11 protein-coding genes and 1 pseudogene are annotated in these 13,843 nt (G+C 37.1%); 3 read left to right on the top strand and 9 right to left on the bottom strand.

Going from position 1 to position 13,843, the window contains the following annotated elements:
- Nucleotides 1-32: 32 nt before the first annotated feature.
- The 9 genes from gcvPB to ACJROX_RS26145 all read right to left on the bottom strand — a co-directional run bounded on the left by gcvPB (nt 33) and on the right by ACJROX_RS26145 (nt 11,809).
- Complete coding sequence (gene gcvPB, locus ACJROX_RS26105) at nt 33-1,604, bottom strand: aminomethyl-transferring glycine dehydrogenase subunit GcvPB (protein WP_408008120.1); 1,572 nt, start codon at nt 1,602-1,604, stop codon at nt 33-35.
- A gap of 24 nt (nt 1,605-1,628) precedes the next feature.
- The gene (gene gcvPA, locus ACJROX_RS26110) at nt 1,629-3,017 is read right to left on the bottom strand and encodes an aminomethyl-transferring glycine dehydrogenase subunit GcvPA (protein ID WP_408011787.1); all 1,389 of its coding nucleotides are present in this window, start codon (nt 3,015-3,017) and stop codon (nt 1,629-1,631) included.
- Nucleotides 3,018-3,132: 115 nt separating this feature from the next.
- A complete protein-coding gene (locus ACJROX_RS26115) occupies nt 3,133-3,918 on the bottom strand; it encodes an SDR family NAD(P)-dependent oxidoreductase (RefSeq protein WP_408008121.1) in 786 nt (261 codons plus the stop codon).
- A gap of 14 nt (nt 3,919-3,932) precedes the next feature.
- Nucleotides 3,933-5,657: an amylo-alpha-1,6-glucosidase gene (locus tag ACJROX_RS26120; RefSeq protein WP_408008122.1), complete on the bottom strand. Its 1,725-nt coding sequence runs from the start codon at nt 5,655-5,657 to the stop codon at nt 3,933-3,935.
- A gap of 46 nt (nt 5,658-5,703) precedes the next feature.
- Nucleotides 5,704-6,525 carry a carbohydrate ABC transporter permease gene (locus tag ACJROX_RS26125; RefSeq protein ID WP_408008123.1) on the bottom strand — a complete coding sequence of 274 codons (822 nt, stop codon included), beginning with the start codon at nt 6,523-6,525 and terminating at the stop codon, nt 5,704-5,706.
- Between the two features lie 31 nt (nt 6,526-6,556).
- Nucleotides 6,557-7,453: a carbohydrate ABC transporter permease gene (locus ACJROX_RS26130; protein WP_408011789.1), complete on the bottom strand. Its 897-nt coding sequence runs from the start codon at nt 7,451-7,453 to the stop codon at nt 6,557-6,559.
- A gap of 60 nt (nt 7,454-7,513) precedes the next feature.
- Entirely contained in the window at nt 7,514-8,803 is a 1,290-nt protein-coding gene (locus ACJROX_RS26135; protein ID WP_408008124.1) for an ABC transporter substrate-binding protein, read from the bottom strand.
- Between the two features lie 86 nt (nt 8,804-8,889).
- Nucleotides 8,890-10,110 (bottom strand): response regulator, encoded by a 1,221-nt coding sequence (locus ACJROX_RS26140; RefSeq protein WP_408008125.1) that lies wholly within the window; start codon nt 10,108-10,110, stop codon nt 8,890-8,892.
- The gene (locus ACJROX_RS26145) at nt 10,097-11,809 is read right to left on the bottom strand and encodes a sensor histidine kinase (RefSeq protein WP_408008126.1); all 1,713 of its coding nucleotides are present in this window, start codon (nt 11,807-11,809) and stop codon (nt 10,097-10,099) included. Before ACJROX_RS26145 ends, ACJROX_RS26140 begins: the two co-directional genes overlap by 14 nt.
- An 801-nt stretch (nt 11,810-12,610) precedes the next feature.
- Here ACJROX_RS26145 and ACJROX_RS26150 point away from each other — a divergent pair.
- From ACJROX_RS26150 to ACJROX_RS26160, 3 genes and pseudogenes are all read left to right on the top strand, one after another.
- Entirely contained in the window at nt 12,611-12,754 is a 144-nt protein-coding gene (locus ACJROX_RS26150) for a DUF2292 domain-containing protein (protein WP_408008127.1), read from the top strand.
- A 262-nt stretch (nt 12,755-13,016) separates the two neighbouring features.
- A pseudogene (locus tag ACJROX_RS26155) lies at nt 13,017-13,259 on the top strand (YolD-like family protein); the annotation flags it as partial.
- Nucleotides 13,260-13,356: 97 nt separating this feature from the next.
- Nucleotides 13,357-13,527 (top strand): hypothetical protein, encoded by a 171-nt coding sequence (locus ACJROX_RS26160; RefSeq protein WP_408008128.1) that lies wholly within the window; start codon nt 13,357-13,359, stop codon nt 13,525-13,527.
- The last annotated feature ends 316 nt before the right edge of the window (nt 13,528-13,843 follow it).

The following is a 13,843-nucleotide window of genomic DNA, read 5'->3' on the forward strand; positions in this document are numbered from 1 at the left end:
TATAAGATAAAGCCAACCCTTTTGAAAGTTCGTTATACGAACTTTGGTTCCTTCGCCTTCTTTTTATACGCCCTCCACGTAATGCACCATTTATTAGGATTGTCAAGATAGTCTTGTTCATCTATTTTATGAATAGTACTTCTGTGCGGAGCTGTTTTCACAATTTCAGGATTGTTGTAAGCTTCGTGAGAAATTTGCTCCAGTGCAGCAACATACTCATCGAGGTCAGCTTTTGAATACGATTCTGTTGGCTCTAGTGTAAAAGGCTGCTTGACGATATATGGATGATGACTCGTCCAATAGTGATGACCAAAATCTGTCATCCTTCTTTGGACGTCCTCTGTTGTTACACCCGTTTCTTTCGTCATTTGCCCCCAGCTATAGCGTACTTGCTCCAAGCGGTTCCCGTCGACATAAGGAGCAGATGCACCTTTGATTTTCAATACTTTATGATACATATAGTTGTTGTTGAGGACAGCAATTTTTGCTACTTCTTTTAGTCCTTTAGCCCCTAATGCACGAATCCAGGCGTATGCTCTTAACATTGTTTGTGCGACTCCGTGAAAAGAACGGACTTTTCCGATTGTATGTTTTAAATCATAGTTAAGAGCATAGGCATCATCCTTTAATTCAACAATTGGGACAGGTAAAAACTCCTTCAGCTCTCCCGTTACACCTAAAGCACCAGTTGCTGGTCCTCCACACATATGCGGTGCGGCAAATGTTTTATGGAGGTTAAAAAAGCACATATCAAATCCAGCATCTCTTGCGCGAGTGATCCCTAATAGCCCATTTGCATTTGCCTGATCGTAATAGCAAATCCCGCCTGCTTCATGAACAATTTTTGTAAATTCTTTAATTTTCGGATTAAAAATGCCTGTGTCTTCTGGATTAGCAACAACAAAACCAGCTGTTCGTTCGGACACGACTTCTTTTAATTTCTCGATATCTGGGAATCCGTCTTCGTCTGGATGAAGTGTTATGATTTTATAACCCTTTACCACAGCAGTAGCTGCTTGTGATGGATGTGAGAAGATGGTTGTAATAATTTCATCACGCTGTTCTCCTTCACCTCTTGATTCATGGTATTTCCGAACGATGGATGCCATAGCAAACAGTGCTTGTGTACCGCCACTAGGTTGAAATGAAAAATGGTCCATTCCGGAAATTTCTCTCATGCATAAATCAAGATTATGCATAATTTCTAGGATTCCTTGTACTGTATTCTCATCTTGTAAAGGATGTAACGCCATGATTTTAGGAGAACGGATTAACATTTCATTGATTTTTGGAATGTATTTCATCGTACACGTTCCTTGGCCAATCTCTACATTAAAATCTGAACCAAGCGTTTCTTGAGATAATCGCAAATAATGACGAAGAACACGTGCTTGGCCGATTTCAGGAAGGTTTGGTTTCTTTTTTCTCACCACATGAGAAGGAATAGATGAAAGGGCATCCCCAACCTCTGATTCGATCGATGGATGAACAGGGGGGACCTCTACTCCTTTTTCTCCTTGTTGATGTAATTCAAAAATAATAGGTTCATTCCATTTTGCTTGTTGAAAATCACGTGTTTTTTCATTTGCCACAATTTTTTTCATGATTGCTCTTTCCTCCCCTTTGAATTAATTTATTAATGCATTTTTTATTGATTCAACTAATCGATCAATATCGTCTTTTGAATGAACTTCCGTGACACAGAATAAAGCAGATTGACCTAGTTCAGGAAACTCCTTTGAAAGATCTTTCCCGCCAAAAATTTGCTGTTTAAGTAATCGTTTATTTATTTCTTCGACTGTTACACCTGTATCAGTAAAATCTACGATAAATTCTTTAAACAGTGGTGAATTAAACTTCGTCCCTTTTACACCTGGAATTTTCGTTAGTTGCTTGATGGTATATTGAGAATTTTGCATAATTGTTTGGCCAAGCTCATACATTCCATTAGGGCCGAGTAAAGATAAGTAAACACCAGCTGTGATACCACAAAGTGCAGTTTGGGTTCCAACAGATTCTTTTCCTTTTTCTCGTAAAGCAAATGATGTCCGTTCATAGGCGACATCTCCAAAACCATATTCCCCTTCCTTTACGGTTGGGACGATTCCAAACAAACGAGAAGGATACTCCTTAATAAATGTTTCATCATCATGAGTGGCAATAAATCCTGCCTGCCCTCCACTATAGTTCATGTGTAAGCCGAGGGGTTGGAGATCACCACAGACGATATCAGCACCGTAATGGCAAGGAGGTGCAAGTATCCCAAGTGAAATAGGGTCTACACCGACTACAACTAAAGCCGCATGTTCTTTGGCTAGATTAGAAATTTCTTCCCCTTGGGATTCAATAAATCCTAAGTATGAAGGGTTTTCAAAATAGACAGCAGCTGTTTCTTCAGTCAATTTTTGTTCTAAATCATCTATTAATAACAATCCAGTTTCTTTGTCATAATCAATAAAGTCAAATTCTAAGTGTGGAGAACCATAATTGGTAATAATTTTATACCGTTCTGGCGAAACCGTCCTTGGCATAAGGACCTTCGCTTTTTTTGTTATCCGAGATGCCATACGAATGGCTGTAGCAGCAGCCTGACCCCAATCAAAAGTTGGAACGTTTACAACATCCATATCAACAAGCTCTGCTATTAAACTTTGATACTCAAATAACGCCTGATATCTTCCATGATCTTCATATGGCTCACCAGCATAAGCAGTCAAAAATTCGGATCGTTGATAAATTTCATCACAAACAGCTGGGATAAAATGTTGCCAACAGCCAGCACCCAAGAAGTTTAAGTACTCACTAGCGCTAATATTTTTATTTAACAACTGTTCAATATGTCGTCGTAGTTCATACTCTGTAAGTGCTTCTGGAATATTCATTTCACCTTTAAAATGAAGGTTTTTCGGGATGCATGAATACAGTTCCATAACCGAATCTACTCCAATTTCTTTCAACATCTCTTCTTGTATAGTGGGTACCATATTAGGAATGTATGGGTGTACCTTTCTGCTCATCATGAATTCCTCCTTGTAAGTTAATAACTGTTAGCCAGTAGGGGGTTATTCCCACTGACACTAATACATTCTTAAGATTATTTTTATATAGGAGCCTTTCAGATACATTGAGTTGCTATGCTAAGCCTCCTCCATCGACAACGAGTTTTGTTCCTGTCACCCAAGAAGATAAATCGCTCGCAAGAAACAATACGGCTTTTGCAATGTCATGAGGTGTTCCGAGCCTAGCTAAAGGACGGTCTTTTGATGAATCTCTTAAAAATGTGTTTTCATCTAGCTGCAGCTGCCTTGATTCCTCCCGTAAAAGCGGGGTATCCGTATCACCTGGACATATACAATTGACGCGAATATTATGTGAACCGTGGTCAATCGCCATTGCATTTGATAAGTTGATTACACCAGCCTTTGCAGCACAGTAAGCGGCTGCTTGATCCCCACCTTTTACTCCCCATCCTGATCCTGTATTAATAATGCTTCCACCTCCCGTTTTTACCATAATCGGGATTATATATTTGGAAAGAAGATAAATTCCTTTTAGCGATACATCAATGGTTAAGTCCCAGTCTTTTTCATCTAAATCAACCACTGACTTTCTGCGAATGACTCCTGCGTTATTAAATAAAACATCTACTCTTCCATAAGTCTTTTCAACGTGGCCGGCTGCTTGTTGACATTCTTTTCTAGATGTGACATTACATCGTAAAAATTGTGCATGATAGCCTTTTTCTTGGAAATTTTGAGTAGCTATGCTGCCTTTTTCTTCATCAATATCAAGCAAGACGACTTTTGATCCGACTTCTGCTAAAAGTTCAGCTGTTGCTAGCCCAATCCCTGAAGCGGCTCCTGTTATAACTGAGACTTTATCTTTAAGTTGAAAATAATCTTGTTGACGTTCATACATAAGGAATCCTCCTCCTATCCTTTTTCTGATCTTTGGCATTCATTTGTTAAATAATGACTTGCCAATAACAAAAATACACTTGAAGTCCACGTAAAAGCTGGGTCACGCAACCCTTCACCCGTATTAGCATTAAAATTTTCCGCCATGCCGTGTTTATTCGCCATTAAACAAAAGCGTTTTGCTAAATCACTTGCAAATTCAACTTCCCCAATGGAATGTAATGCCTCAATGAAAATAAATGTTGTTGGTGCCCAAATGGGACCGCGCCAATATCCATCCTCTCTGTAATAGGGACTTTTGATTCTTTCCGATGCTAAACCGTACTTTGTTAAAAAGCCTTTTTCTTCTTTTAAACCATCCACTAATTTTCTGAGTATGTCATCCTCTAATTTGTTTCCTAAAATGAGAGGAATATAAAGGACAAGACTATTAGATGGAGTATAATGATGGGTACCAGAACGAGGGGCAATAAAATAATCATCCCTCCAACAATGTGCGATAAGGTTTTGTAATGTTTGTTCTGATTTCTTCTTCCAGTGGATAGATTGGTTTTTGTAGCCAAGCTTTAGAGCGATGTCTGCTAGAACATCCATTTGGAGGATGAGAAATGCACTTAAATCTGGACTTTCAATTGGTGTGCCGTTATGAAAAATAGTGCTGTTGTCCCAGCCGCTGTCATTTCCGTGGTTGTATTGAACAATCCCGTCATGGTCATCATCCCGATACGAAAACCACCATTCTGTCCATTTACATAACGGTTCGTAAACTTCCTTTAGATGCTTCTTCTCTATAAAAGATGTGTTATCCATCATCCACTTTAACGTCCAACCATGTATAGGCGGCTTGCAGCAATTCCATAAGGCAAATTGATTATTTATAAAGTCTGGTAAAACACCTGACTCATCTTGTCTATCAAAGAAAATCATGAATTGATCCCAGGCTAAATCCGGCTGATGTTCGGCAAGGGCCATCGCATTAAAGCAATGATCCCAGCTCCATATATTCGTCATCCAGTTTTTCGACATATACATCGCCTGTCGGAGGAGATATCCTTCTTTTTTGACGACACATGACCACGTAATATATGCGGCTAATTGACGGCCGTCAGATAACCAATCTGGAACAGGAAGTGAATGATCAAGCCATGTTTGAAACTCAGCCTCAACTTCTTGAACGGTCTCATCAAATCTATTGTGTGTAATTTCGTCAACGAAGACCGTGTGGTACTCTGTTAGGGTTACATTTAGTTCTTCCATATCGTTCTGTGGCAGCATGTCTATGGTAATATGTTTGCACTGGAGCTCTTTAAACGGTGCATCAACAGCCAGTCTTCCACTTAACACCGTGAGATTGAACCGAATTTGTTGGGCAAAGCTATTGATTTCTACGGATTGTACTGAATTAGGAATACAATAATCATATGAGCCTGTGATCGTAGTTAATCGAACACCTAGTGATCTTGCTCGTATTCGAATCGTCTCAGGTGAAGAAAAGCATATGTTTACGTCTCCGCCTTTTGTTTTTAACGTTAACAAAGAAGGTTTCGCCTCTACGTCATAAGGAAGCACGGCGCTTTCGAGTGAAAGCACTTCGATTTTAAATACTGGACCTAAATCATCATCTCCACCTCGTATGTTTCGAATATAAAGACCCTCTCCATATTTCGGAACCGTTAAATGAGAAAAGACCAAAAATGATCCAAATCGACTGAATGGCACTTTTTTTAAATCAAACTGCATCTTGATGGATACCTCCAACAGTTAGTAAAGGGACTCGGCATATTCATTACTTAATCCCAGTGTTACTTACGTCTTCTACGATATATCGCTGGGCAAAGAAGAAGATTAACAACGGTAATAGGCTAATTAAAAACGTTACGGCCATAATACCTTCCATATCCACTCCATACATCCCCTTAAACTGAGCTAGTCCGAGCGTTAACGTATATTTACTTTGATCATTTAAGAACACGAGTGGTCCTAAGTAATCATTCCAGCAGTTCAAAATGTTAAAAACAGCTACAAGAATTAATACTGGTTTCATTAACGGTAGACAAATTTTATAATAAATTTGAAAAGCGTTTGCCCCATCCATACGAGCTGCTTCATCTAACTCTTTTGGAATGGACATAATAAACTGTCTCATGAGAAAAATAAAAAACGGTGCTCCGAACCAGGAAGGGATAATTAATGGCTTTAACGTATTAATCCAGCCTAAGAAGTTAAACTCCATATATAATGGAACCATGGTTACTTCCCATGGAATCATCATCGTCGACAAAACGATGATAAATAGCAGATCACGTCCTTTAAAAGAAAAACGAGCAAATCCATATGCAACTAAAGAAGATGAAATAAGCTGGCCAATAGTAGAAAATATGGTAACCAACAATGAATTTTTCAAAAACGTATTAAATGGCTGGCTCGTCCATGCTTCTTGAAAATTACTAAAATGAAACTCAGATGGAATCCACTTTGGCGGGAACAAATATAACTCTTCAGGTGATTTTAACGCTGTCGTAATCATCCAAAAGAACGGCATTAAAAAGAGAATAGAAAAGAAAATTAACAACATATAGATGATAGACTTATTAGAAATTTTTCTCATTTTATATTCATCCCTCCTTACCTTTGTATTTTTATTTCTTTTTCACTTCATTTTCGTAATAAACCCATGCAGAGGATGATTTAAAAACGAGTAATGTTAACCCTAAAACAATTAAGAACATAAACCAGGCGTTAGCAGAAGAATAGCCCATCTTAAAGTATTTAAATGCATTTTCGTATACATACATTGCGTAAAAGTAGGTTGATTGAACGGGTCCTCCTCCTGTTAAAACGAGTGCCAAAGTTAACTGTTGAAAGGCCGAAATAATCGTTATGGTTAAATTAAATAGAATCGTTGGTGTTAATAAGGGAAGTGTAATTTTAAAGAATTGATAGACTTTCCCCGCTCCGTCGATGGAAGCAGCCTCATACAAGTTTTGAGGAATATTCTTCAGCCCCGCTAAAAAGATGAGCATTAATGTTCCTTGCCCCCATAAGCTTGCAATCACCATCGCAACTAATGCCCAGTTCGGATCATTTAACCAATCAGGACCATTAATCCCAAAAATGGATAAGAAATAGTTTAATATGCCATATTCTCCGTTATATACCCACGCCCAAATTATCGCTAAGGCTACACCTGAAATTACACTTGGGAGATAAAAAAATGTTCGAAAGAATGAGTAGCCACGAACTTTCTGATTGAGCAGCATTGCTAATAATAAAGCGATAATCATATTTAACGGGACAAATAATGCAGCAAATCTTACTGTGACCCATAAGGATTTCCAAAATAACGGATCATTAGTAAACATCATGATATAGTTGTCGAGTCCAACAAATTTCACGTCACCGACTATCGGCCAATCAAAAAAACTGATTATAAGAGAGAATACAAGCGGCCCGAATGTAAAGGCGATAAAACCAATGATCCAAGGTGAAATAAAAAGAAAGGGGATGAAATCTCCCCATTTCACCTTTTGTTTCATTGTAATGATTGATTTTGTTTGACTCGCTGCCGTCGTTACTTGTTTCAATCTGTATCCCCCCTATCTCTCCTTCACATATTTTTCGGAGTCTTTAGCTACCTTGTTTAAAAGCTCTTCTGCATCTTCTCCGAGCATGATGGCATTAATAGCTGAGGATAAATTTCTATTTATCTCGTCCCAATTTGAATTTAAAAGAAAGGCTGGTGTATTTGTTGAACGTTCCAGCATTGTATAAAATGGTTTAATGAGTGGATCTTCAACAATTTTCATTTCGTTTACGACACTAATACGAACGGGTAAATCACTTGTTCTCATTTTAATTGCTTCAGGAGAGGAATAATATTTAACAAATTCCCATGCAAGCTCTTTGTTTTTAGAATCTTTTGCAATGGAAATTGCAGACGATGCGACTAAACCTTTTACCGGTTTACCTGAAAAAGATGGAATTTCAACTGTCCCTACATCAATTTTTGCTTCTTTAAAGCCCTCTAATGGCCAAATTCCGCTTTCCCACATCGCGATTTTGCCTGCTTTAAATATATCGTCCCCGCTTTGCTGATTTTTCCCGCCAACTAAAACAGCCACTTTCTCATCTAACATGTCTCTGAAATGCTGAATGACTTGTACCGTTTCATTGCTATTCATATAGCCATAAATTTTTGTTCCATCATCACTGATGAAACTGCCTCCATTGCTCCATACGAAACCTTGCAAATCATACGTGTCTGGTTCAGGTCGAATACCAAATCCGTATTGTTTTTTTGATGGATTTGTTAATTTTTGTGCAATTTGTTTAAAATCGTTCCATGTCCATCCATCTTCTGGATAAGGAATATTCGCCTCATCAAACAACTTCTTATTGTAGTAAATCACCCTTGTTGTAAATCCTGCTGGCATACCGTACAACTTTCCTTCAATATTTGAGTAATTAAATAAGCCTTGGTAGAAGTCGTCCATATTGATGTCTCCATCTTTCTTCACATATTCATCTAACGGCTCTAGCGATTCATAATAAGCTGGAAAATTCCACATATACATGACATCAGGTGGATTTTTTGCCCCAAAAGAAGCGGCGAGCTTCTGATCAAAACCATCACCATACGCTTCTACTTGAACTTTCACTCCTGGATTTTTTTCTTCGAACCTTTTAGCAATATTTTGTTGAATCTTTAATGATTCACCAGAATCCCATGTTGCAAAACGAAGAACCTTTTCTCCATTACTACCGGCCGCTTTATCGCCGCCAGATGAGGATGAACTGCTTCCACTTGTTGAACTAGCGCTGCATCCAGCTAATACAAGTGCACTTAATAAAGTAAGTACAATAAACAATTGAGCCAATCTCTTCATTACATATCCCCCTTGTTTTTTTAATTTTCCAAAAATATTAAACCGCTTTCATTTTAACGTTAATGAAGGCGGTTTAACACTTACAGTTATTCGGTTTTTAGTGGCAAATCGTTTGATAAATCATTTAAGTGGAAATCTGTTTGGTTTGAGGTAGATAAATGTTTTGCGCGAAATTGGGATGGGGATAACCCCGATAGCTTTTTAAACCATTTGCTAAAATATTTACTGTCCATGATCCCGATATGTTCTGACACTTCTTGTATAGGTAATGTCGTCTCAACTAAAATTTGTGTGGCTAGCTCGAATTTTTTACGATCGATAAACGCTTGAAAGCTTTCGCCAACTACTTTTTTAAATAATGTGCTAAAATGACTTCTGCTTACTCCTACTTTTTCTGCAACTTCAGAAACGAGAAATGGTTTATCCAATTGACTTAAAATTAATTGTACTGCTAGTATTATCGTTTTAGGCCAATCTTCAGTCGATATTTGATGCTTTCGTTCAAAATCCGCGAAATGTTTCATTCCTTTTACGGTTTCCACCCACTTTTCCTTACCAAAAATAACATCTGATTTCATCCACTTAAAGGATTCATCCTTACTCTTTATATCCACTAGTAGCTTATCTATAATACTTTCCTTAATTCCACTTACAAATAAGAAATATTGCCCCTCTCCACATGAAATCATTTCATAAGTTGTTTTCGATTCGTTGGCTTTAACTTTATCTTGCAGAAGAACGGAAAGATTAGAGTTACTTTGAATAAAAAAGGCGAAAAACGGCTCATTCATCCAACTCCATTCCGCATCAAAACGTTTTTGCAATTCCTTTTCAAATTGACTATTAAAACCACATAACCACTGAAAAAAGCATTTCGTGAAGGATGATGCGTTATGAGATAATTTCAGCCCACTTAATCTCTCCTTTAAAATTTCTTCTCGAAATCCCTTCAAGTAATCTTCTAGCTCTTGTTCATCAAAAGCTGTTTTTAATATATAGCCAGAAGCCCCTAAACGAATTCCTTCTTGGGCATATTCAAAATCACGATGACAACTTAACAACAAAATTTTCGTTGTTGGTTTATGACTTTTTACTTTTTTAGCAAAGGTAATTCCATTGATAACAGGCATAACAATGTCTGTAATGATAATATCTGGAGAGTATCGTAAATATTCACTCCATCCCTTTTCGCCATTCGGTACATCTGCTACCACAATCATATTGTGTTTCTCCCAATCTACCGCACTTATTAATCCTTTCCGTACAATCAATTCATCATCAGCAATTAACACTTTAATTGGTTTCATCACTTACTCCTTTCTTCGGCCAACGAATGTGAATTTCTGTTCCTTTCGAAACCACAGACTTGAATGAAAGACCATATTCTTGACCAAAATGAAGCTTAAATTTTTGATCAATGTTATATAAGCCGATACCGCCTTTCTTATTGGATGAAGGTGGCGCTTGACAAAGAGTACGCAATTTCTCAAGTGGAATGCCACGTCCATTATCAACCAGTTGAAGACAAACATGTTTACCATGCTCAAAAACTTTCAACTTAATGTCACCTATTCCGTCTTCAAACGCATGAAAGAAAACGTTTTCAAAAAGAGGCTGTAAAGACATCCTCGGCATTAAGTACTCTTCTATTCCTGCTTCAATCTCTTTTTCATAAGTAAAATGATTTCCAAAACGAATTCTTTGAACGTACAAGTAGTGATCAATGACGGTCAATTCATCTTTTAGCGGGACTAATTCATTGGAGAAGTTCAAATTGTCTTCAAGTACTTGCACTAAATGATAGATCATCTCTGCCACTTCACCAGCTCCTTGAAGCTTTGCTTTCCATTGAACAGAATTTAAGGTATTAAGCAAAAGATGGGGATTAATTTGATAATGTATAGCCTTTAACTCAGCATCTTTTTTCATTTGTTCCTTTTTGTAAATCTCTTGAATGAGCTGACGAATTTTGATGACCATTTTATTAAAATTTGAGGCTAAACTCCCTACTTCATCATGAGAGGTGACCGCAATTTGTGTATTGAAATCACCGGCACTTACCTTTTTGATCGCTTTATCTAGTTGTAGAATGTTTGAAGTAAATTTCCTAGAAAGGAGAAATGCGAGCAACAAAGCTAACCCAAATGATACGACGATTCCAATTAATGTGATAAAAAGGATCACTTCTGAAGATTTGTAAAATTCCTTTTCAGGAATCCGTACTTCCACATTCCAACCATTCGATTCGATCGACCTTTTCCAAATGATATCATTAGATTTCGATTGATCATTAGGATTTGATGAATAAAGAACATTCTTTTGTTTATCCATTATCGTTATATGTGAGTGTAAATCGGTCTCTAATTGATGGATAAATTGAAATAATTCCGTAGCATCAGTTTCTACCAATATCCAACTTTCATCCAACACACCATACGATATATTAGATGGCATAAGAAGACCAATGACTTTACTCTCATCATCTCTATAGTAATGGTTCGGAATATATATTCCCGTCCAAGATTCTTTGTCCATTTTTTCTGTATGTTCTTTCCAAAACCATTCTCTATTTAATTGTTGACTATTTAAAAATGTGTTTCCATAGTAGTAGCGATTTTTTGTAATTAAAAATATCCCTTTCGTTTGCGTTGTTTTGTGAGCTTCTAAAAATCGTTCAAAGTTCTTTTGGGCAATAAAATCAGAATAGGAAGTCGGTTGCTCTTTTTTTAAAACAATTAACGTAGGGTCTGATAAATAATTTTGTATATTACTTGCAATGAGATGCATATGATCGATCGTCGTTTCTACCTCATGTTGCAATTGAGAAACCGCAAATTCTCCATAATCACCAAATTGGGTGTTTACTAGTTTCGATGATTGGTCATATGAAATCAAGCCTAAAAGAACGATAGGGATAAGGGCTACGAAAATAAAAAGGAGAAGTAGTTTAAGTTGTATTTTTGTCTGAATACTATGTAAATACATAATGATCTTTCTTTTTTTCATGACTACCCCCTTGTAATAAAAAAGTGAAACTTCATTCAGTGGGGGTTATTCATCCCCTATTGAATGTTAGTCCCTACCGGAATAACCTAAAGACTCTTGTGAACTACAAGAATGTAGGTTACGCAGACGTTGCCACAGAACGTGGCGCTTTTAGTCTACGTTCTTTATTTCCGGACCTTTACGGGCAGTTGTCCCCCACCTATCTTCTTCGCTTTATTACAAAATCTTGAGGTTGGTCTTACTACCTGTTAAGAGTGAGATAAATGGTTCTTGTGATATATGTATATGACAAAATGTTTTAAACTCCTCTATCACTAGTTTCATAACGGGTAAAAAAATTGTGATTCAGATTTATTTCCTTTGGAATTGCGGTTGGAGCTAGATTTTTCACACAAGAATTAAAAGCTTAACTAAAAGTCCCTTCTGAAATCTAAATAAAGAAGACTTGTAGACTTGTCTACAAGCTGACACGTTTACTATATTTAACCGACACTGACTGGCTGAATAAAGCAGAACAATTTAGCACCCTTTTCCAATCGGATAACTAGGATTGACTTTTTTATCCTCACTGGTTAAGATAAAAAACAATCATAATATCAAGAGACACTAATGGGATCAAGCCATATGATTCCGGAACAATCCATTAATAAAGATGAAAATTCCAGCAAAATTGAACTCCGCTTTCGTAGATAAGGTCGAACGGTCATTTTGCCCGAAGCCTTCCGAAACGGGAAGGTTTTAAAAATAATGATTTTTTTCTTCAAGTTCTTTAGGGTTATCACTTTTTAAGGAGGGGTAGAGGTGGGGAATAATTATCAGTTTGAAGATATTACATTAAAAATCAAAGAAATGTTAACCTCAATGCAATACAGATCAATCACACTGATAATTCAAGATGGAAAAGTAATACAACTAGAAAAAAATGAAAAAGTAAGAATTAAATAATCTCTGCCGACAAGAAAAAACCCGAGGCGGTATAAATAAATTCTATATTTTCCTACTGTTGTTTAAGAGTTTTACAGAACCAACTAAGTCTCATTGTGGAAATAATTTGTCAATAAGCCTTGAAGGAATTAATATAATGATTGTTAGGTTATTATTTTGAAAAAACCGTAGAAAAACCATAAGAGGTTTCAAAACGAATCAAGTTGATTTTTTTGCACCTTTTTTCGAAACTTCGCGATAAAAAACATCCCCGAGACCGTACCTCAGTGAAGAACAAAACGAAGAAATCGAAAGGCAAATTATATACAGCCTTCAAAACAACACCTTTGTAAATATCACGATATGGAAAGAAGGGTTCTTTACATCGATGATAGGGAAGGTTAAAAAAATCGATCCTATCCAAAAAACAATCCGTATTCAGGGCGAAAACGATCCGATCAGTACGGTTCTGTTTTTTAATATTAGCGAGGTAAAAGACCTGAAAGAGAAGTGGGGGGGAGAGTAGACTCAAGGAAAAATAAAAACTTAAGTTTTCTAAAGCGTTCTTTAGAACAGAAATAACTTACCTGATCATTATTGAGTCATGAAGGTGAGGTTAAAAAATGAAGTTCTCAACATACGATTGGAATTCGTTACGTGTCGAATATAACTTTGCCGGAAAACCCTATCATCTATCCTTTGTTTGTGTGGTGGAAGTAACACCATGCTTATTCCAAATTCGAAAAGAGGAGAGTTGGGAAGTGTATTATGTTGCACATGCCAGTGACATGTGAACACTGTGGGACTGTTCACTTGTATACAACATGTGATGTGTTTTCAACCTTGTTAAAAGGAAAGGAACAACCGCTTTTCCAATGGGTACGAAAACAACAACAAGGCCGTGGTGAGTAATGATGCTCTGGATCGTTTTTTCCTTCATTTGATATATCAACGTGTCCTCTAGGATACCGTTCAGTTCCCAACTCACCGCATGCTGTATTCAATTGTCTTTCTCCTGAAGTATACGATAATAATCATATAGCTTAGGTAGAAACAATGCATTGGTGAAGGAAGTCAAAATGATGACCCAGGAGAAACTAACGGGAAAAG

The organism is Pseudalkalibacillus sp. A8 (assembly GCF_045920555.1).
GTDB lineage: Bacteria > Bacillota > Bacilli > Bacillales > Fictibacillaceae > Pseudalkalibacillus.

Excerpts from the sequence above, each read along its gene's own strand:
- gcvPB (WP_408008120.1), bottom strand. The coding sequence starts at position 1,604 with ATGAAAAAAATTGTGGCAAATGAAAAAACACGTGATTTTCAACAAGCA.
- gcvPA (WP_408011787.1), bottom strand. The coding sequence starts at position 3,017 with ATGAGCAGAAAGGTACACCCATACATTCCTAATATGGTACCCACTATA.
- ACJROX_RS26115 (WP_408008121.1), bottom strand. The coding sequence starts at position 3,918 with ATGTATGAACGTCAACAAGATTATTTTCAACTTAAAGATAAAGTCTCA.
- ACJROX_RS26120 (WP_408008122.1), bottom strand. The coding sequence starts at position 5,657 with ATGCAGTTTGATTTAAAAAAAGTGCCATTCAGTCGATTTGGATCATTT.
- ACJROX_RS26125 (WP_408008123.1), bottom strand. The coding sequence starts at position 6,525 with ATGAGAAAAATTTCTAATAAGTCTATCATCTATATGTTGTTAATTTTC.
- ACJROX_RS26130 (WP_408011789.1), bottom strand. The coding sequence starts at position 7,453 with ATGAAACAAAAGGTGAAATGGGGAGATTTCATCCCCTTTCTTTTTATT.
- ACJROX_RS26135 (WP_408008124.1), bottom strand. The coding sequence starts at position 8,803 with ATGAAGAGATTGGCTCAATTGTTTATTGTACTTACTTTATTAAGTGCA.
- ACJROX_RS26140 (WP_408008125.1), bottom strand. The coding sequence starts at position 10,110 with ATGAAACCAATTAAAGTGTTAATTGCTGATGATGAATTGATTGTACGG.
- ACJROX_RS26145 (WP_408008126.1), bottom strand. The coding sequence starts at position 11,809 with ATGAAAAAAAGAAAGATCATTATGTATTTACATAGTATTCAGACAAAA.
- ACJROX_RS26160 (WP_408008128.1), top strand. The coding sequence starts at position 13,357 with ATGAAGTTCTCAACATACGATTGGAATTCGTTACGTGTCGAATATAAC.